At 69.3% G+C, this 17,473-nt stretch carries 18 protein-coding genes; 11 read left to right on the top strand and 7 right to left on the bottom strand.

From position 1 onward, the window contains the following. Positions 1-4: 4 nt before the first annotated feature. The 3 genes from AC4HOU_RS04360 to AC4HOU_RS04350 form a co-directional block, all read right to left on the bottom strand. Positions 5-508, bottom strand: a complete 504-nt coding sequence (locus tag AC4HOU_RS04360; RefSeq protein ID WP_194989951.1) for an SRPBCC family protein — start codon at positions 506-508, stop codon at positions 5-7. Next, positions 505-882, bottom strand: coding sequence for a metalloregulator ArsR/SmtB family transcription factor (locus AC4HOU_RS04355; RefSeq protein ID WP_163814324.1), 378 nt, complete (start codon positions 880-882; stop codon positions 505-507). The genes AC4HOU_RS04360 and AC4HOU_RS04355 overlap by 4 nt, the downstream gene beginning before the upstream one ends. Before the next feature lie 113 nt (positions 883-995). After that, positions 996-1,202 (bottom strand): DUF5988 family protein, encoded by a 207-nt coding sequence (locus AC4HOU_RS04350; RefSeq protein ID WP_163814323.1) that lies wholly within the window; start codon positions 1,200-1,202, stop codon positions 996-998. A 146-nt stretch (positions 1,203-1,348) separates the two neighbouring features. On the opposite strand from AC4HOU_RS04350, the gene AC4HOU_RS04345 reads away from it, so the two are divergent. Further along, positions 1,349-1,861, top strand: a complete 513-nt coding sequence (locus tag AC4HOU_RS04345; protein WP_163814322.1) for an O-acetyl-ADP-ribose deacetylase — start codon at positions 1,349-1,351, stop codon at positions 1,859-1,861. A 17-nt stretch (positions 1,862-1,878) separates the two neighbouring features. On the opposite strand, the gene AC4HOU_RS04340 is transcribed toward AC4HOU_RS04345, so the two are convergent. Further along, on the bottom strand, positions 1,879-3,075 hold the full coding sequence (locus AC4HOU_RS04340; RefSeq protein ID WP_490724141.1) for an MFS transporter: 1,197 nt from the start codon (positions 3,073-3,075) through the stop codon (positions 1,879-1,881). A 108-nt stretch (positions 3,076-3,183) separates the two neighbouring features. Between AC4HOU_RS04340 and AC4HOU_RS04335 the strand changes: the two genes are divergently transcribed. From AC4HOU_RS04335 to AC4HOU_RS04325, 3 genes are all read left to right on the top strand, one after another. Further along, positions 3,184-4,104 (top strand): LysR family transcriptional regulator, encoded by a 921-nt coding sequence (locus AC4HOU_RS04335; protein ID WP_490724140.1) that lies wholly within the window; start codon positions 3,184-3,186, stop codon positions 4,102-4,104. A 137-nt stretch (positions 4,105-4,241) separates the two neighbouring features. Continuing rightward, on the top strand, positions 4,242-5,105 hold the full coding sequence (locus AC4HOU_RS04330) for a 3-hydroxyacyl-CoA dehydrogenase (protein WP_163814319.1): 864 nt from the start codon (positions 4,242-4,244) through the stop codon (positions 5,103-5,105). A gap of 93 nt (positions 5,106-5,198) precedes the next feature. Beyond that, positions 5,199-6,506, top strand: coding sequence for an alpha/beta hydrolase (locus AC4HOU_RS04325; protein ID WP_490724139.1), 1,308 nt, complete (start codon positions 5,199-5,201; stop codon positions 6,504-6,506). A gap of 79 nt (positions 6,507-6,585) precedes the next feature. On the opposite strand, the gene AC4HOU_RS04320 is transcribed toward AC4HOU_RS04325, so the two are convergent. After that, complete coding sequence (locus tag AC4HOU_RS04320; protein ID WP_324197317.1) at positions 6,586-8,469, bottom strand: vWA domain-containing protein; 1,884 nt, start codon at positions 8,467-8,469, stop codon at positions 6,586-6,588. A gap of 190 nt (positions 8,470-8,659) precedes the next feature. On the opposite strand from AC4HOU_RS04320, the gene ruvC reads away from it, so the two are divergent. Genes ruvC through ruvB form a run of 3 tightly spaced genes read left to right on the top strand, consistent with a single transcriptional unit; the run spans position 8,660 to position 10,914 of the window. Next, positions 8,660-9,229, top strand: coding sequence for a crossover junction endodeoxyribonuclease RuvC (gene ruvC / locus AC4HOU_RS04315; protein WP_138447397.1), 570 nt, complete (start codon positions 8,660-8,662; stop codon positions 9,227-9,229). Further along, complete coding sequence (ruvA, locus tag AC4HOU_RS04310) at positions 9,226-9,831, top strand: Holliday junction branch migration protein RuvA (protein ID WP_163814317.1); 606 nt, start codon at positions 9,226-9,228, stop codon at positions 9,829-9,831. Before ruvC ends, ruvA begins: the two co-directional genes overlap by 4 nt. Before the next feature lie 6 nt (positions 9,832-9,837). Then, entirely contained in the window at positions 9,838-10,914 is a 1,077-nt protein-coding gene (gene ruvB / locus AC4HOU_RS04305) for a Holliday junction branch migration DNA helicase RuvB (protein WP_163814316.1), read from the top strand. Positions 10,915-11,058: 144 nt separating this feature from the next. On the opposite strand, the gene AC4HOU_RS04300 is transcribed toward ruvB, so the two are convergent. Together AC4HOU_RS04300 and AC4HOU_RS04295 are read right to left on the bottom strand one after the other, a co-directional pair. Beyond that, a complete protein-coding gene (locus AC4HOU_RS04300) occupies positions 11,059-11,637 on the bottom strand; it encodes a DivIVA domain-containing protein (RefSeq protein WP_195019644.1) in 579 nt (192 codons plus the stop codon). A gap of 62 nt (positions 11,638-11,699) precedes the next feature. Then, positions 11,700-12,365 carry a TetR/AcrR family transcriptional regulator gene (locus tag AC4HOU_RS04295; protein WP_163814314.1) on the bottom strand — a complete coding sequence of 222 codons (666 nt, stop codon included), beginning with the start codon at positions 12,363-12,365 and terminating at the stop codon, positions 11,700-11,702. A gap of 36 nt (positions 12,366-12,401) precedes the next feature. On the opposite strand from AC4HOU_RS04295, the gene AC4HOU_RS04290 reads away from it, so the two are divergent. The 4 genes from AC4HOU_RS04290 (at position 12,402) to secF (ending at position 17,468) form a co-directional block, all read left to right on the top strand. Next, positions 12,402-13,892, top strand: a complete 1,491-nt coding sequence (locus tag AC4HOU_RS04290) for a flavin-containing monooxygenase (RefSeq protein WP_195019643.1) — start codon at positions 12,402-12,404, stop codon at positions 13,890-13,892. Positions 13,893-14,068: 176 nt separating this feature from the next. Then, positions 14,069-14,425 (top strand): preprotein translocase subunit YajC, encoded by a 357-nt coding sequence (yajC, locus tag AC4HOU_RS04285; RefSeq protein WP_163814312.1) that lies wholly within the window; start codon positions 14,069-14,071, stop codon positions 14,423-14,425. Positions 14,426-14,535: 110 nt separating this feature from the next. Beyond that, positions 14,536-16,281, top strand: a complete 1,746-nt coding sequence (gene secD, locus AC4HOU_RS04280; protein ID WP_195019642.1) for a protein translocase subunit SecD — start codon at positions 14,536-14,538, stop codon at positions 16,279-16,281. Further along, positions 16,278-17,468, top strand: a complete 1,191-nt coding sequence (secF, locus tag AC4HOU_RS04275; protein WP_163814647.1) for a protein translocase subunit SecF — start codon at positions 16,278-16,280, stop codon at positions 17,466-17,468. The genes secD and secF overlap by 4 nt, the downstream gene beginning before the upstream one ends. Positions 17,469-17,473 lie beyond the last annotated feature (5 nt).

Raw genomic sequence — 17,473 nt, 5'->3', positions numbered from 1 at the left:
CGGCTCAGCCGATCTGCTGCTCGTAGTACGGCTTCATCGCCGGGTAGTAATCGTCGAAATCGGGGCGGTCGGTGTTCGCGCGGGCCGCCCCGAGCATGTCCAGGTAGAACTCCCAGCCGGGACCGACCTGCGGGGCCTGTGCGACCTCGTCATCGCTGCGCAGATGATGGGTGAACCGCAGTTCGGTGGTGCCGCCGGACTCGGTGAGCTCGATATCGAGGAACCAGGACCCGGCCTCGTCCTCGGCGGATACTCCCAGGTGGCGGGGCGGTTCGCAGGTATCGATGCGCATGTCCATCCAGGGCTGGTCGTCCTCGAACGCCATCTGCACCTTGATGGTCTTTCCGGTGCCGGCTTCGCCCTCCCAGGGGCCGAACCAGCGCGCGGTGCGATCGGATTCGGTGATGCTGGCCCACACGTCCTCGATCGGTGCGCGGTAGGTGCGGGTCAGCACCAGGTCGCGGCCGGTCTGCGCGGGAAAGAGCCGGCCGGTGGGGCTGGGGGTCATGCGGTGTTCTCCTTTGTCGTGGGGTGGTCGGTGGTGGTCGCGCGGTCCGCGGTCCGGCGTTCCCGCCTGGTCCGGTAGACCTCGGTATCGAGTGCGTCGAGGCGGCGTTCCCACGGGGCGGGTTCGGCGAACGCGGCCAGCCAGCGGGTGAGGGCTTCGAGCGGCGCGGTGTCGAGCCGGTAGTAGCGCTGCCTGCCGACGAGTTCGTCGTGGACCAGGCCACTGCCGCGCAAAACGCGCAGATGTCTGCTGATGGCCGGTCTGCTGATGGGGAAGTGCCCGGCGATCTCACCGGCGGTGAGCCGGGTCTCGCGCAACATCTCCAGGATTTCCCGGCGAACCGGATCGGCGATCGCGCTCGCCACGTCGTCCATTCGGGAAGTGTAACCAGTTGGTTACGTATTTGTCCATGGGCGGATCGCATGGCCCAGCGGGGTAGGGGGGCGGTGACCCGGTCAGTGCCGCCGCCCGAACAGTTGCCGCAGGATCACTCCGCGATTTCGGTGCGATCGCTCCAGGCGTAGACCGGCAGTCGCCCCTCGGGCGTGTCCTGCTCGCGTCCGGTGGTTTTGAAGTGTTCGTAGCCGCCCTTGAACGGGATCTTCAGCTCGAATCCCGGCGGAGTGATCGGCACGATACGGTCGGGCAGGTCCTGTGGGCCGCCCTCGAGGACGGCCTTGGCGCCAATGCTCATCCTCGGATGGTAGAAGCGCCGAGGTCGTGTGTGCGCGACATTCGCCAGGGGTGCGGGCATCGGTTTGCCAACGATGTGCGTCGCGATGTCGGCGGTACCACCCGAACACGGTGGCGGGGCCACGGTCTGCCGGTGAGAATCGAGGCATGGTCGAGGTGCGGTTCGTGCGCGGTGACATCACCGAACAGGACGTCGACGCGGTGGTGAACGCCGCGAACTCGTCGCTGCTGGGTGGTGGGGGAGTCGATGGTGCCATCCATCGGCGCGGCGGCCCGGCCATCCTGGCCGAATGCCGGGAACTTCGCGCGTCGCGTTACGGCGAGGGGTTGCCGACCGGTCAGGCGGTGGCGACCACCGCCGGAAACCTCCCGGCCCGCTGGGTCATCCACACCGTCGGCCCGGTCTGGTCGGCCGGACAGGACCGTTCGGACCTGCTGGCCTCCTGTTACCGCGCATCGCTTCGGATCGCCGACGAACTCGGCGCTCGCACCGTCGCCTTTCCGGCGATCTCGACCGGCATCTACGGCTGGCCGATCGACGACGGCGCTCGCATCGCCGTCGCCACGGTCACCGCCGCCGACACCGCGGTGCGCGAGGCGCGGTTCGTGCTCTTCGACGAACACGCCTACGCCGCCTTCCTGGCCCACGCGCCGAGCTGACGCGACGTCGCCCGCGTTCACTGCCGCGGCGAACGCCCCAGCGCCACGATCGACAGCGCGCCCGCCGCCGTCGCGACGGCGCCCCACAGCAGCGGCGGCAGGCCGGCGGCGTCGACGACGAGACCGCCTGCGAAGGCGCCGAGCGCGATGGAACCGGTGAACACCCCGACATACAGGCCGGTCACCTGCTCGCGGCGCTGCGGGACGGCCTGATTCATCCAGAGCTGACCGCAGACCGAGAGGCCGCCGTACGCGAACCCCCACACCATCAGGGCCACCACGGCTCCCGCGCTGCCTTCGGCCAGCACGAGCACGACAAGAGCGATGCCGACACCGGCGACGAGGACGAGCAGAGTGGCCCGGACCCGGCGGGCGGCGGCCGCACCCGCGGCGAAATTCCCGATCAATCCGCACAGGCCGTAGAGCAACAGCAGCGTCGACACCGCCGAGGCGTCGAGCCCGGCGAGCTGCTCGAGCGCGGGGCGCACATAGGTGAAGGCGGTGAAATGGGCAGTGACGATGAAGACGATGGCGGCCAGCCCGGTGCGGACCGCGGGCACCCGCCACAACCGAGCCCGCTCACCCGCCGCTGCGCCGGCATCGGCCGGCCTCGGCAACGCCGGAAGGACGACGACCAGCGCGATGCCCAACAGCAGAGCCACCGCCGCGAGAACCGCGAAAGCGCTACGCCACCCGGCCAGCTCGCCGACGAACGTACCCACCGGCACACCGAGCACCGACGCCGCCGCGACACCGCCGACGACCGTGGAGACCGCGGCCGCGGCGTGCCGCGGCCGTACCAGCCTGGGTGCCACCGCCGATGCCAGCGCCCACACCGCGCCCATCCCGATGCCGACGATCACGCGCCCGGCCGCCAGCACCGCGAAGCCATGGGCCAGCGCGGTCGTGAGGTTGCCCACCGCGAGAACCGCTGTCGCGGCCGCGAGTACGAGCCGCCGATCGGTCGCGGCGATGAACCGCACGACCAGCGGTGCGGTGATGGCGGTGACGATGCCGGTGATGGCGAGGCTGAAGCCGGTGCTGCCCGTCGAGATGCCGACGCCCTGCGACATCGGGGTCAGCACGCCGACCGGCAGCATCTCGGAGGTGACCACAACGAAGGTGGACAGCGCGAGGACGGCGACAGCGGGAAGACCGCCGGGGACTCGCGCGGAATCTCTTGGCGCGGCGGGGTTTCGGTGTGCGATGGACATGCGATCCAGTCAACGAGGCGCCGGCGGATGGAACAACGACGATCAGCTCATCGTTCGATGAGCTGAGTTCATCGCCGCGGGTTCGGCGGACGCCGGAAAGGAATGGTCATGCCGGAGCTGCCCCTTCGCGGGATCGAGACGCTGCTGGTGCTCGCGGAGGAACTGCATTTCGGTCGCACCGCCGACCGCATGCGGGTCTCGCAGGGCCGTGTCAGTCAGCTGGTGGCGGCACTCGAACGCAATATCGGGGCGCGGCTGGTCGAGCGGACCAGTCGCCGGGTGGTGCTGACCGAGGCCGGGCGCGAGTTCGTGGAGTCGGTGGGGTCGCGCTACCGCGCGCTGCACGACAGCGTCGAGCAGCAGCGGGCGCGTGCCAGTGCCGACGAAGACCGACGACTGCTGATCGGCTTCCAGGGCACCGCGTACGAGTCGGTGACCAGTGCGTTCGCTCGTTTCGCCGCAGAGTATCCGGACGTGCGACCGACCGTGCGTGAACTGCCACTCGGTGACCCGTTCGGGGCCCTGCGGGCTCATGAGGTCGACGCCGCGGTGGTTCTCCTGCCGGTACGGGAACCCGATCTTGCTGTCGGTTACGCCTTCGCGCCGGAGCCCCGGGTGCTGGCCGTCGGCCTCGAGCATCCGCTGGCTCGACGAGAACGGATCGACGCGGAAGATCTCGCGGACACCGATCTGGTCGCCATCGCGGGCGGCGCGCCCGACTACTGGCATCACGTGCACACACCGCGCTTCACTCCGCTGGGCCGGGCAGTGTCCTCCAGCGTCGAGGTCACCACGATTCAGGAGGGGCTCGCCGTCGCGGCGGGCGGGCGGCACGCGATGTTGGTCTGCGTGCCGACGGCGCAACGCAATCGGCGCACCGACTTGCGCTATCTGCCGGTCGACGGGCTCGACGAGAAATCGCGTCTGGCGCTGATCTGGCGCCGCGAGCGCCCCGGCGTTGCCCTGCGGCGGCTCGCGGCGCTGCTGGCGGAGGTGTTCGACGAGGCTACGGCGGGCCGCGTGGCCTGACTGCCCACGCTCGTTGGTGGCCGGTCGACGACGCCGGACCCGACTAGTAGCGTGCTGGAGGATCGGCTTTTTCGTTCGGGACCTCATCGCCGGCACCCGCCCCGGGCCCGGCGGATCCGTCAGGGAAAGGCAGGGCTATGACCGCGACCATCGGTAAGGTCACCGTGCTCGGCACGGGCGTGCTGGGTTCGCAGATCGCATTTCAGACCGCCTACAGCGGCTTCGACGTCATCGCCTACGACATCGACGACGCCGCGCTGGAGAAGGCGGCCGCCCGGTTCGACGATTTGGTGCAGACCTACCGCGCCGAGGTTGCCGGCGCGGCCGACGGCAAGGCCGAGGCTGCGCGCTCACGGATCCGGCTCACCGCCGACCTCGCCGACGCCGCGCGGGAAGCCGATCTGATCATCGAGGCGATCCCCGAGGTGCTGAAGATCAAAACCGACACCTACACCGAGCTGGGCAAGCTGGCCCCACCCGAGACGATCTTCGCCACCAACTCCTCCACGTTGCTGCCCAGCGACATGAAGGACGCCACCGGCCGCCCGGACCGCTTCCTGGCCCTGCACTTCGCCAACCGGGTGTGGGCGTTCAACACCGCCGAGGTGATGGGCACCGCCGACACCGATCCCGAGGTGTTCCGCACGGTCGTGCAGTTCGCGAAGGACATCGGCATGGTGCCGATCGAGCTACACAAGGAGAAGGCCGGCTACGTCCTGAACTCGCTGCTGGTGCCGTTCCTGAACGCGGCGGGCGAACTGGTCGCCGATGGGTACGCCGAACCGGAGACCGTCGACAAGACGTGGAAGATCGCCACCGGCGCGCCGATGGGACCGTTCCAGATCTTCGACATCATCGGCCTGACCACCCCGTACAACATCTCGGTGCACGGCGACGAGGCCGCCCAGCGTTTCGCGGCGTTCCTGAAGGAGAACTACATCGACAAGGGCAAGCTCGGCGTGGCCACCGGGGAGGGCTTCTACAAATACCCGGGCAAGTGAGCGCCGAACCGGCCGCAGGCCTCCGCATGAGCTGAGAAATGCCTGATGAAACCGGGTGAATGCGACGGGCGCCATACCTGATCGACGGCTCGGATGCCTACTCTGGCCGACGTGCCCGGTTGGTCGTTGCTGTCAGGGCCGCTGCCGATGGTGCTGTCGGTGGCGGCGCTGGCGGCGCTCGTCTGGCTACTGGCGGGCCGCCGGGCCCCGGCCCCGCGCACGGTGGCGTGGTTCGCGCTGGCCGCGGTGGCCATCACCGCGGCCGGGGCGTACCTGGTGCAAGCGGTATGGCGGTTGATTCCCGACTCGCTCGGGCCGACGGTGTATGCGAGCATCGGCCTCGCGATCTTCGCGCTGATGCTCGGTGCGGTACAGATCCTGCGGTGGCGTCGGGCCGGCCGAGCGGTGGCCATCGCGCTCACCTCGGCCGTGGTGCTCGCGGCGTGTGCGAACCAGATCAACCTGGTCTACGACGCCTACCCGACGGTCGGCGCGGCGCTCGGTATCCAGCGACTGAACGAGGTTCCGTTCGGTGAGCTCCCCGCGGCGAAGCGGCTGCGCCCAGACATCGACCCCGTGGACACCGGCTGGACCGCACCGGCCGACCTGCCCTCGGCGGGCCGCCTGACGCGCGCACCGATCCCGGGGACCGCCTCCGGATTCCACGCCCGCCCGGCCGAAATCTACCTGCCGCCCGCCTATTTCGCCGATCCGCGGCCGCAATTGCCGGTGCTGGTATTGCTCGCCGGGCAGCCGGGCAGCCCGCGCGACTGGGCCACCAGCGGCGAGCTGCCCGCCACCATGGACGCGTTCGCCCGCGCCCATCAGGGGCTGGCGCCGATCGTCGTCGTCGCCGACGGCACGGGCAGCACCTGGAACGATCCGCTGTGCGCCGACGGCCCGCACGCCCAGGTGGCCACCTACCTGGCCACCGACGTCCCGGACTGGATCCGCGGGCACCTGTCCGTCGATCCGGATCCGCAGGCCTGGGCGGTCGGCGGCCTGTCCTATGGCGGAACCTGCGCGCTCCAGCTGGCCGCGGGGTACCCGCAGGTCTACCCGACCTTCCTGGCCATGTCCGCGGAGGCCGAGCTGAACCTCACCGACCGCGCGCACACCCTCGCCGTCTTCGACGGCGACACCGCCGCCTACGCCCGCGCCAACCCGCACGACCTGCTGGCCGGACGACGCTACCCCGGCAGTGCCGGGCTCTTCGTGGTGGGCAGCGACGACAACGACACCCTGCGCGGATCGCGACAGGCGTATCAGGATGCCCGCGATGCCGGGATGGCCGTCGGCTACCTGGAGCTGCCCGGCGGCCACGATTGGCGAGTGTGGTCGACCGGGCTGGCCAGGGAGCTGCCGTGGCTGGCCCAGCGTGTCGGCCTCATCTCCGGATAGGGACGACACGCTGGGCACCCCGGGTAGTGGCCGAGTTACCGCGGTGCGGGACAAGGCCGCGCGGCACCTCGGCCTCGGATCAGCGCGTTCCGCGACGCCGCAGCAGCACGATGAGCACGACCACGGCGGCAACGACGCAGACACCCAGCGCCGCCGCGACCCACACCACCGCGGGCACGCCGTCATCGCCGGAATCGGCGCCCGCGCTCACCCGATCCTGATCGGTGGCCCGGGCCGACTTGCCTTCCTTCCCGAACGTCTCGCCGCTCCCGCTGCGATACTGCGGGCCGGGTTCGGGCTCGCCGGTGACGGTCAGCTCGAGCTCGACCGGCACCGCGGCGGCGCGCTTGTCGGGGTTCACCGTCTGCCCGGCCTTGACCGCGATGTAGTACCAGCCGGCCACCGATTGGGTGACGAGCTCGCCGCCCTCCTCGCGGTTCGCGTAGCGAATGGGCACGGTCGCCAACTGCTTACCGGAGGGCAACACCTGCTCCGACCCGGTGTAGGCGCCGGTGTCGGAATCGATTTCGGCGCGATACGGCGAATAGAGCGCGGTCTCGACGTTGGAGGTGTGCTCGCTGCCGCGTCCCGGGGTCTCACCGAAGCGCACCCGGTAGGCCAGCCCCTGGCCCCAGTCGAGTTTCACCCGGTAGAAGACGAACTCGCCGCGCTGCACCGTATCGGTGAATCGACCGGACGAAGGCAGCGTCGCCGCCACATTGAACGAGCCGCCACCGACGACCGGGACCACCGGCCCGGTCGGCGCGGTGAACTCGACCGGCTCCGACACCGCAGGCGCCCCCGGGTCGGACACCGCCGATTCGACGCCGATCGAAATCTCCAGCGGCAGTTGGGCAGGGGATCCCTCGGAGACCGCACCCCACTCGAGGGTGAAGTAGTAGCGACCGCCGCCGCTGCACGCCGCATTACCCGAGCCGGTGTCGGCCGCACCTTCCCAGACCGTGCTGACGGTGAGCGCGACGCCATCGTCGGCGCTGCCGGTCAGCTCCTTTTCCGTGACGCCGCAATCGGATCCGTCGGCGCCGAAGACCTTCAGGTCGAGCCGGTTGACCGACGACCAGTCGCCGTCTCGGCGTGGGAACGAGACAGTCCCGGTGAAGTACGCGGTGGCGCCCTCCGGCACATCCACCGCGTAGTAGCGCGGCTGCCGGTGGCCGATCACATCGAGATACTGGCCCGGCCCGGCGATCGGCGCGCTCCGGTAGTCGGCGGTGCCCGTGATCGGTGTGCCGATCGCGGCGTAGTTGCGCAGCGCCGCCGCAGTCACGCGCGGCAGTGCCTGTTCGAGCGACTTGCCGTCGACGGCGTCGGTGTAGGTGCCGCCGGTGCGCTGCGCGATGCAGGTCAGCTGCGCGCGCGAGGGGTCGTCGACCCCGAAACCGATCGCGTGCACGACGAGATCGGTGCCCTTGGCCTCGAGTTCGCGCGCGACCTCGCACGGATCGGGCGGTGTGCACGTGTCCAGGCCGTCGGAGACCAGCACGATGGATTTCGGCCCGCTCGCGGGCAGCGCGTCGTTCGCGGTGCGCAGCGAGTGCCCGATCGGGGTGTAGCCGCGCGGAACGATCTGATCGACCGCGGACGTCAGCGCCGGCTTGTCGATGGTCTCGGCGGGTCGAAGGACCCGGACATCGCGGCAGCCCGCGGCCTTCTCCGCCTCGGAATTGCCGGTCTCGGTGCCGTACACGGTGAGCCCGACCTCGGACGCCTCGGGCGCGGTGGCGACGAAGGTCCGCACAGCGGTTTTCGCGGCGTCCATCTTGGTGCCGCCACCCGGGTCGGCCGCGAGCATCGATCCCGACGCGTCGAGCACGAGCATGGTCGGCGCGTATTGGGGTTGCCGAGGTTCGGGCGACTGCTGGGCGAGGGCGGGTGCGGCGGCCGGGACCAGGCCGATCACACCCGCCGCGATGATTCCGGCGATCTTCGCCAAGGGGGACACGCTCTTACTACTCCGTTCACTGTTGTCGCGTTCGCGATAACGCGGCGGCAGGGAACCATACGTGTCTCGGACGGTTGCGGCCAGACGTGGGAAGCGGGGCCCGCTTCGGCGATGCCGTGTCGCTGGAACCGCCCGCACCGCGCGTCCACTAGACTTCGAACAACTGTTCGCGTGTCCGAAGGGGTGTTCCGTGCGGGTGATGGGTGTCGACCCCGGGCTCACACGGTGCGGGCTCAGCATGGTCGAAGGCGGTGTGGGCCGGAAGGTCACCGCCCTCGACGTCGACGTCGTCCGCACCCCTGCCGACCTGGATCTGGCGTTGCGGTTGATGCGGGTCGCCGACGCGGCCGAGCACTGGATGGACACCCACCGCCCCAGCGCGGTCGCGATCGAGCGGGTGTTCGCCCAGCACAACGTGCGCACCGCCATGGGGACGGCGCAAGCGGGTGGAGTGATCGCGCTGGCGGCCGCCCGGCGCGGCATCCCGGTCGCTTTCCACACCCCCAGCGAGGTCAAGGCCGCCGTTACCGGCAACGGGGCCGCCGACAAGGCCCAGGTCACCGCCATGGTCACCCGGATCCTCGGTCTCCAGGTGGCGCCGAAACCGGCCGACGCCGCCGACGCGCTCGCGCTGGCCATCTGTCATTGTTGGCGTGCACCGCTGATGGAGCGGATGGCCCGCGCCGAAGCGCAGGCCGAGCAGGCCCGCAAGCGGTACGCCGAGAAGCTGGAGCGACAACGAAAGGCGGTGCGGCGGTGATCGCGTCGATACGCGGCGAGGTGGTCGAGATCGCGCTCGACCATGTGGTGGTCGAGGCCGCGGGCGTCGGCTACCGGCTCAACGCCACTCCGGCCACCCTGTCCGGACTCACCCGCGGCGAACAGACCCGGCTGTACACGGCGATGATCGTGCGCGAGGACTCGATGACGCTCTACGGCTTCGCCGACACCGAGGCCCGCGACCTGTTCGGCCTGCTGCAAACCGTCTCCGGCGTCGGCCCCCGCCTGGCCATGGCCGTGCTCGCCGTGCTCGAACCCGAAGCGCTGCGCAAGGCGCTGGCCGAAAGCAACGTCGCCGCGCTCACCCGGGTGCCCGGCATCGGCAAACGCGGCGCCGAGCGCATGGTCGTCGAACTGCGCGACAAGGTGAATCTGGTTCCCGTGCAGTCGGGTCCGCCCGGCAGCGCGCCCGCGGCCGTCGTCACGCCGGTGCGCGATCAGGTCGTCGAGGCACTGACCGGACTCGGCTTCCCGCTCAAACAGGCCGAATCCGCCGTCGACTCCGTGCTGGCCGACGATCCGGCCGCCACCACCTCCGCCGCCCTGCGGGCCGCGCTCGGCCTGCTGGGCAAGAATCGGTAGGCCTGTATGGATTACGACGACGAACGATCACCGGTCGACGCCCACTTCTCCAGCGGCGACGGCGATATCGAGACCAGCCTGCGCCCGAAATCGCTCGACGATTTCATCGGCCAGCCGCGGGTGCGCGAACAACTCGCCCTGGTGTTGCGCGGGGCGCGCGGGCGCGGCGGCACGCCCGATCACATCCTGCTGTCCGGCCCACCGGGCCTGGGCAAGACCAGCATGGCGATGATCATCGCCGCCGAACTCGGTACCGCCCTGCGCATCACCTCCGGCCCCGCCCTCGAACGCGCGGGCGATCTCGCGGCCATGCTGAGCAATCTGGTCGAGGGCGATGTGCTGTTCATCGACGAGATCCACCGCATGGCCCGCCCCGCCGAGGAAATGCTGTACCTGGCGATGGAGGACTTCCGGGTCGACGTCGTCGTCGGCAAAGGGCCGGGCGCCACCTCGATCCCGCTGGATATCGCCCCGTTCACGCTGGTCGGCGCCACCACCCGCTCCGGCGCGCTCACCGGCCCGCTGCGGGACCGCTTCGGTTTCACCGGGCATATGGACTTCTACGAACCGAGCGAACTGCTCGGCATCCTGCAACGCTCGGCCCGCATTCTCGGCGTGGAGATCGATCACGATGCCGCCGCCGAGATCGCCGGACGCTCGCGCGGCACCCCGCGCATCGCCAACCGGCTGCTGCGCCGGGTCCGCGATTACGCCGAGGTGCGCGCCGACGGCCGCATCACCCGCCCGATCGCCGCGGCCGCGCTCGAGGTCTACGACGTCGACGTGCTCGGACTCGACCGGCTCGACCGCGCGGTGCTGGGTGCGCTGGTGCGTGGCTTCGGCGGCGGTCCGGTCGGTGTGTCGACGCTCGCGGTCGCGGTGGGGGAGGAGGCCGCCACCGTGGAAGAGGTGTGCGAGCCGTTCCTGGTGCGCGCGGGCATGATCGCGCGGACCCCACGCGGGCGGGTCGCGACGGCGACGGCCTGGGAGCATCTCGGATTGGTTCCGCCGCCGGATCTGGTCTTCGGTTCGATCGAAGTCCGTGGGCGCGAACCACATCCGACGCTGGACTTGTTCGAGTAACGCGCGCCGACGGGTGCGGCCTGGTGTGGCAGACGATGAGCAGCGCAGACTCGGCCGCAGTGCGTCCGTCGGTGCGCCGGGAGCGCGGCGGGTATCGGCGCAGGCAGCCGAGCGGCGGTTGGAACGGTGGGCCGGGCCTCGCGTTCAGCGCATGGCGGCCGGCTGCTGCAACGCCGTCACCACCAGATCCAGGAACGCGTCCACCTCATCGCGCTGATAGCCGCGCACCCCGAGGCGCGCCACCGTGAACCGCACCGCGCGCACATCCTCCACGGTCAGACTGCCCGGCCCGTCGTGGGCCAGCGTCGCCGCCACCAGATCGAGGAAGGCATCCACCTCCTCGACGTGATATCCGCGCTGCTCCAACGGGGCGGGCGTGAATCGCATCCGGTGCACATCGGCCGGGGTCAGCAGTCGCGCCGGCGCCGGGCCGGGCGGCGCCGCGGGCACCGGCCGCACGCCGCGCTGGCGGAACTCGAGTTCGGCATGGACCCGATCCAGGAATTCGTCGACCTGCTCGGCGCGATAGCCGCGCCGGCCGCCGCGTGGCGCACCGAAGCTGACGTGGCGCAGGTCGTCGGCGGTGAGCACGCCGCTGCCGCCGAGCGTGGCGGCGACGAGCTCGAGGAATGCGTCGACCTCGTCGGTGTGGTAGCCGCGAAGTCCGGGCGGGGTCAAGGCGAACGTCGTCCGTCCGACATCCTCGGGAGTCACGGCCGTCATTGTGACAGCACCGTGGCCGGATTACCGTGCTTCGGGCCGGTTTTCGGGCACCGGCCGGCGGATCATGGTTTACGGACGCCCTCGATGAGTAAGCGGCGGATCGCCTCGTTCAAGGCGGCGATCCCAGCCTCGTCCATATCCCGCAGCCCGTGCACCACCCCGGCCATCAACATGCCGGTCACGGCTCGCGCGGTGTTCACGGTATCGAGGTCTTCGCGCAGGTAACCGAGCTCCACACCGTGCTCGAGGTAGCCGGCGGTGAGCATATCGGCGGTGTCGAGCAGCCCGTACAGGCGTTCGGTGAGCTCGTCGTCGATACCGGTGGCATGGAACAGCAGCAGTTGGGCCACCCGCCGGTCCTCGACCAGGATGCGGGTGAGCGCGGTACCGATGCGGTCGATCTGCTCGCGGTATTCATCGAGGCTGGTGGCCGCGTCGGGGGCGTTCTCGGTGCCGAGCGCCTCGATGATCCTTGCGGCCAGATCGTCGATGACGTGGTCGATGATGTCGCGCTTATTGCTGAAGTACCGGTAGAACGTGCCGTGCCCGATCCCCAGATGAGCGGCGATATCGGCGATGCCGGTCGCGTGGTAGCCCTTTTCGGCGAAACACACGAAAGCGGTGTCGATGATCTCTCGGCGCAGTTCGGCCTTACGTCGTTCGGCCCGCGTGGATGGCTTCGTCACACCTGCGATGATACTGTCGTCACAAACGGAATGATGTGTCATTCCCGGAGAGTCGGTTCAGAATGCAGGAGGTTCGACGTGGCGCCTCAGTTCGATGCGATCGTGGTCGGTGCGGGTTTCGGCGGAATGGGGGCGGGCATCGAGCTCGACCGGCTCGGCCTGAGCAATTTCGTCATCCTGGAACGTGAGGACGATCTCGGCGGCACCTGGCATGTGAATCGGTACCCGGGCCTGGCCGTCGATATCGCCTCGGTGACCTACTCGTATTCTTTCGAACCGAATCCGTACTGGTCGCGGCTGTTCGCGCCGGGCGCCGAGCTGAAGAAGTACGCCGAGCACGTCGCCGACAAGTACGGCCTGCGCCGCCGGATGCGCTTCGGCACTACCGTCGACGGCGCCCGCTGGGACGAGGAAGACCAGCAGTGGATCGTCTCCATCGCCGGCGGCCAGACCCTCACCGCGCGCTATCTGCTCGCCGCCACCGGTTTCCTGTCCCAGCCCTACACCCCGCCGTTCCCCGGCATCGATTCGTTCGAGGGCACGATCCTGCACACCACCGCCTGGGACGACGACATCGACCTCACCGACCGCAGGGCCGCCGTGATCGGCACCGGCGCCACCGGCGTGCAGCTGGTGCCCGAGGTGGCCAAGCAGGTGCGCGAGCTGACGGTGTTCCAGCGCACCCCGATCTGGGTGGTGCCCAAGGTGGATGCGCCCATTCCGGCGCCGGTGCAGAAGCTGTTCGCCGCCGCGCCGGTGACGCAGAAGGCCGCGCGGTTGGTCAATACCAGCATGCTCGAGGCGCTCATGGTCGTCGGTGTGCTGCACTTCCGGCAGGCCAAACTCATGAACAAGGGGGCGGCGCTGCTGGCCAAGGCCCACCTGCGGGCCCAGGTGCGCGATCCGCGGATCCGCGAGCAGCTCACCCCCGACTACGACTTCGGCTGCAAGCGTCCCACCTTCTCCAACCAGTACTTCAAGACGTTCAACCAACCGCACGTCCGGTTGGAGACGAACTCGATCGAGCGCATCGAGCCCGACGGCATCGTCACCGCCGACGGCCACAAGACCGAGATCGACACCCTCATCCTGGCCACCGGGTTCAACCTGTGGGATGTGAACTTCCCGGCCATCGAGATCATCGGCCGGGACGGGGTGAGCCTCGGAAAGTTCTGGCGCGACAACAGGTTCCAGGCCTACGAGGGCATCACGGTGCCCAAGTTCCCCAACTTCCTCAGCCTCAACAGCCCCTACTCCTACAGCGGCCTGTCGTACTTCACCACCATCGAGGCGCAGATGAAGCACATGGGCAGGCTGTTCGGCGAGCTGTTCCGGCGCGGCGAAACCACCTTCGAGGTCACCGAGCGCGCCAACACCGCGTTCCTGGACCGGGTGACCAGCAAGCTCGACGATTCGGTGTTCTACGGCGGCAGCTGCTCGACCGCTCGCAGCTACTACTTCAACCAGCACGGCGAAGCGGCCCTGCTACGCCCGACCAGCACCATCAACGCGCACCGGGAAGCGGTGAGCTTCCCGCTCGACGATTACGTCTACGGCCGTAGCGCTTGAGGCCCGCGTGTGAGCGGGCCCCGCGGTTTCTGTCGCGGGGCCCGCTCGCGCGCGCTACGGTGGCCGATGGCCCGCACGTCCTCCGGGGTGTGCGGGTGCGGTGCCGGTGACCAGAGCTGGCAGACTGTGTGAGTACCTGTCCATTCCCACCCACAGACTAGGGACTGACTTCGACGATGGAACTGCTGTTTCCGCTGCTGCTGGTAGCCCTGCTCGTGCCGATGTTCCTCGGTGTCCGCCGCCAGAAGCGGGAGGCCGAGAAGGTCGCCGCCATGCAGGAAGGCCTGAAGGTCGGCGACCAGGTGATCACCACGTCGGGTCTGTACGGCACCGTGGTCGAGGCCGATGACACGACCGTCGATCTCGAGATCGCCGAGGAGGTCGTCACCACCTGGCTGCGTCAGGCGATCCGCGAGGTTCGCGTCGACGACGAGGCCGATGAGACGACCGGTGACACCGAAGCCGACGAGGCGCCCGGTACCACCACCGAGGAAACCGCCGAGCAGACCGAAACCCGGCTGACCAAGGACTGACCGTCCGCTCATGCGCCGGCTGCCCCGCTGCGGTGAACCGCACGGCATCCGGCGTCATCGGCGTGTGCCCGCCTGTTCCACCTCGACTTCCGCCTAGGAGATGACCAACTGTGCCACCTTCCCAGGGATCGGCGCATCCGTTCAGGTTGCTCGGTGTCTATGCCGCGCTACTGGCCGTGATCTACGCGCTGGTGTTCTTCACCGGTGACAAAGCCCCGACACCGAAGCTCGGCATCGACCTGCAGGGTGGCACCCGGGTCACGCTGACCGCCCGCACCCCCGATGGCAGCAAGCCGAGCCAGGACAGCTTGAAGCAGGCCCAGGGCATCATCGAGAACCGGGTCAACGGCCTCGGCGTCTCCGGTTCCGAGGTCGTCATCGACGGCGACAATCTGGTGATCACCGTGCCCGGCGACGACAGTCAGCAGGCCCGCTCGCTGGCCACCACCGCCAAGCTCTACATCCGCCCCGTGTTGCAGGCCGCGCCCGCGCCGGGCAGCGCGCCCGCGCCGCAGCCGGGCCAGGGCACCCAGCCGCCGGCGACCGGCACACCAGGACAGACGCCCGCGCCGACCGGCGCCGCTCCGGCGCCGACCGGGTCCGCGCCCGCAGGTGGTCAGGCTCCCGCAGCCCAGAACCGGGTCTTCCCGGCTCAGGCGCCGACCGAGCCCGCCCCTTCGCCCGCACCCACCCCCGCACCGGCGCCGCCCGCCGACGACGCCGACCTGACGCCGCAGGAACGCAGCCAACAGGAGATCGCGGCCGCGAAGGCGACCAGGCAGAGCGAGGATCCGGCGATCCAGCAGGCCGCGATGGCGGCGATGGATTGCAGCAAGCCCGACCCGCTGGCCGGCAACGACGATCCCACCAAGCCGCTGGTCACCTGCGCGACCGACGGCAGCGAGGTCTACCTGCTCGGCCCGAGCCGCATCGACGGCCAGGAGATCAAGGACGCGACCTCCGGCCTCAACCAGCAGCAGGCGCGCCACGAGGTCACCCTGGAATTCAAGTCCAGTGGTTCGGACGCATGGGCCGACCTCACCGGTGAGTACGTCTACAAGCGGGTGGCGTTCGTGCTCGACTCGCAGGTCGTCAGCGCGCCGGTGGTGCAGCAGGGCCCGCAGCAGGGTGGCAGCACCCAGATCTCGGGCAACTTCACCGCCTCCAGCGCCAAGGAACTGGCCAACACGCTGAAGTACGGTTCGCTGCCGCTGTCGTTCCAGACCTCCGAAGCCGAGACCGTTTCCGCCACGCTCGGTCTGTCCTCGCTGCGCGCGGGTCTGATCGCCGGCGCCATCGGCATGATCGTGGTGCTGCTGTACTGCCTGCTGTACTACCGGATGCTCGGCTTCCTCGCCGGCTTGTCGCTGGTCGCCGCCGGTGTGGCGGTGTACGGCCTGATCGTGCTGCTCGGGCGCTGGATCGGGTTCACCCTCGACCTGGCCGGTATCGCGGGTCTGATCATCGGTATCGGTATGACCGCCGACTCGTTCGTGGTGTTCTTCGAACGCATCAAGGACGAGATGCGGGAGGGCCGTAGCTTCCGGTCCGCGGTGCCACGCGGCTGGGCCCGCGCCCAGCGCACCAACCTCTCGGGTAAAACGGTCAGCCTCATCGCCGCCGTCGTGCTCTACATCCTGGCCGCCGGGCAGGTCAAGGGCTTCGCCTTCACCCTCGGCCTGACCACCGTGCTCGACGTCATCGTGCTCTACCTCGTCACCGCGCCGCTGATGATGCTGGCGTCGCGCTCGCCGTTCTGGGCCAAGCCGTCGGTGAACGGCCTCGGTGTGATCCAGCAGATTGCCAGGGAACGCGGCGCCGGCGGACCGGCGCTGGTGAAGGAGACCGCACGATGAGCACCTCGAGCCCGACCCTGGAGCCCGACGCCCCCAACCGGGCGCCCGCCCCGCGACACAGTTTCTTCGAACGCCTCTACACCGGCACCGGTGGCTTCGAGATCGTCGGCCGCAGGCGGCTGTTCTACACGCTGAGCGCGATCTTCCTGCTGCTGTCGATCCTGAGCATCGTCGTGCGCGGCTTCACCCTCGGCATCGACTTCGCCGGTGGTTCGCGCATCCAGCTGCCCGCCAGCGATACCGCGACCACCCAGCAGGTCGAGGACGTCTACACCGAGACCATCGGCCACGAGCCGGTGACGGTGCAGAAGGTCGGCTCCGGCGATTCGGCCACCATCCAGGTGCGCTCGGAGACCCTCGACCTCGAGCAGACCGCGGCCCTGCAGACCGCGCTGTTCGACGAATTCCAGCCCAAGAACGCCGACGGCGAGGTGACGCGCAACGCGATCAGCATCGCCGAGATCAGTGAGACCTGGGGCAGCCAGATCACTCGGCAGGCGGTGATCGCGCTGCTGGTGTTCGTCGTGCTGACGATGATCTATATCGCGATCCGCTTCGAACGTGATATGTCCATCGCCGCGATCGCGTCGCTGTTCTTCAACCTCATCGTCACCGCGGGCATCTATTCACTGGTCGGTTTCGAGGTGACCCCGGCCGCGGTGATCGGTCTGCTCACCATCCTCGGCTTCGTGCTCTACGACAACGTCGTGGTATTCGACAAGGTCGAGGAGAACACCCGCGGCGTGCTGCATCTGACCAGGCGCACCTATGCCGAGCAGGCGAATCTGGCCGCCAACCAGACCCTGATGCGATCGATCAACACCACCGTCATCGGCATCCTGCCGATCATCGGCATGCTGGTCATCGCGGTGTGGTTGCTCGGCGTCGGCACGCTGAAGGATCTGGCGCTGGTGCAGCTGGTCGGCATGATCGTCGGCGCGTACTCATCGATCTTCTTCGCCGTCCCGGTGCTGGTGTCGATCAAGGAACGCTTCGGTCCGGTCGCGGCACACACCAAGAAGGTGCTCGCCAAGCGCGCCGGCGCGAGCGGGGCGAAGGCGGGCGCCGGTCGTCGTGCGGGTGCGGTGCCCGCCCGCGAAACTCCTGAGACACCGCGGCGTACCCGCGATACAGGGCCGCGTCCCGGGGCCCGGCCGAGCGGAAAACGACACCGGAAGAACCACTGACGACA

This window comes from Nocardia sp. JCM 38205 (assembly GCF_058222935.1).
Note: the sequence above shows the minus strand (reverse complement) of the source record. Positions and strands in the feature narration are given on the sequence as shown.

Excerpts from the sequence above, each read along its gene's own strand:
- ruvB (WP_163814316.1), top strand. The coding sequence starts at position 9,838 with ATGGATTACGACGACGAACGATCACCGGTCGACGCCCACTTCTCCAGC.
- AC4HOU_RS04330 (WP_163814319.1), top strand. The coding sequence starts at position 4,242 with ATGACCGCGACCATCGGTAAGGTCACCGTGCTCGGCACGGGCGTGCTG.
- AC4HOU_RS04335 (WP_490724140.1), top strand. The coding sequence starts at position 3,184 with ATGCCGGAGCTGCCCCTTCGCGGGATCGAGACGCTGCTGGTGCTCGCG.
- AC4HOU_RS04355 (WP_163814324.1), bottom strand. The coding sequence starts at position 882 with ATGGACGACGTGGCGAGCGCGATCGCCGATCCGGTTCGCCGGGAAATC.
- AC4HOU_RS04325 (WP_490724139.1), top strand. The coding sequence starts at position 5,199 with ATGCCTACTCTGGCCGACGTGCCCGGTTGGTCGTTGCTGTCAGGGCCG.
- AC4HOU_RS04345 (WP_163814322.1), top strand. The coding sequence starts at position 1,349 with ATGGTCGAGGTGCGGTTCGTGCGCGGTGACATCACCGAACAGGACGTC.
- yajC (WP_163814312.1), top strand. The coding sequence starts at position 14,069 with ATGGAACTGCTGTTTCCGCTGCTGCTGGTAGCCCTGCTCGTGCCGATG.
- AC4HOU_RS04340 (WP_490724141.1), bottom strand. The coding sequence starts at position 3,075 with ATGTCCATCGCACACCGAAACCCCGCCGCGCCAAGAGATTCCGCGCGA.
- secF (WP_163814647.1), top strand. The coding sequence starts at position 16,278 with ATGAGCACCTCGAGCCCGACCCTGGAGCCCGACGCCCCCAACCGGGCG.
- AC4HOU_RS04350 (WP_163814323.1), bottom strand. The coding sequence starts at position 1,202 with ATGAGCATTGGCGCCAAGGCCGTCCTCGAGGGCGGCCCACAGGACCTG.
- AC4HOU_RS04295 (WP_163814314.1), bottom strand. The coding sequence starts at position 12,365 with ATGACACATCATTCCGTTTGTGACGACAGTATCATCGCAGGTGTGACG.
- AC4HOU_RS04360 (WP_194989951.1), bottom strand. The coding sequence starts at position 508 with ATGACCCCCAGCCCCACCGGCCGGCTCTTTCCCGCGCAGACCGGCCGC.
- AC4HOU_RS04300 (WP_195019644.1), bottom strand. The coding sequence starts at position 11,637 with ATGACGGCCGTGACTCCCGAGGATGTCGGACGGACGACGTTCGCCTTG.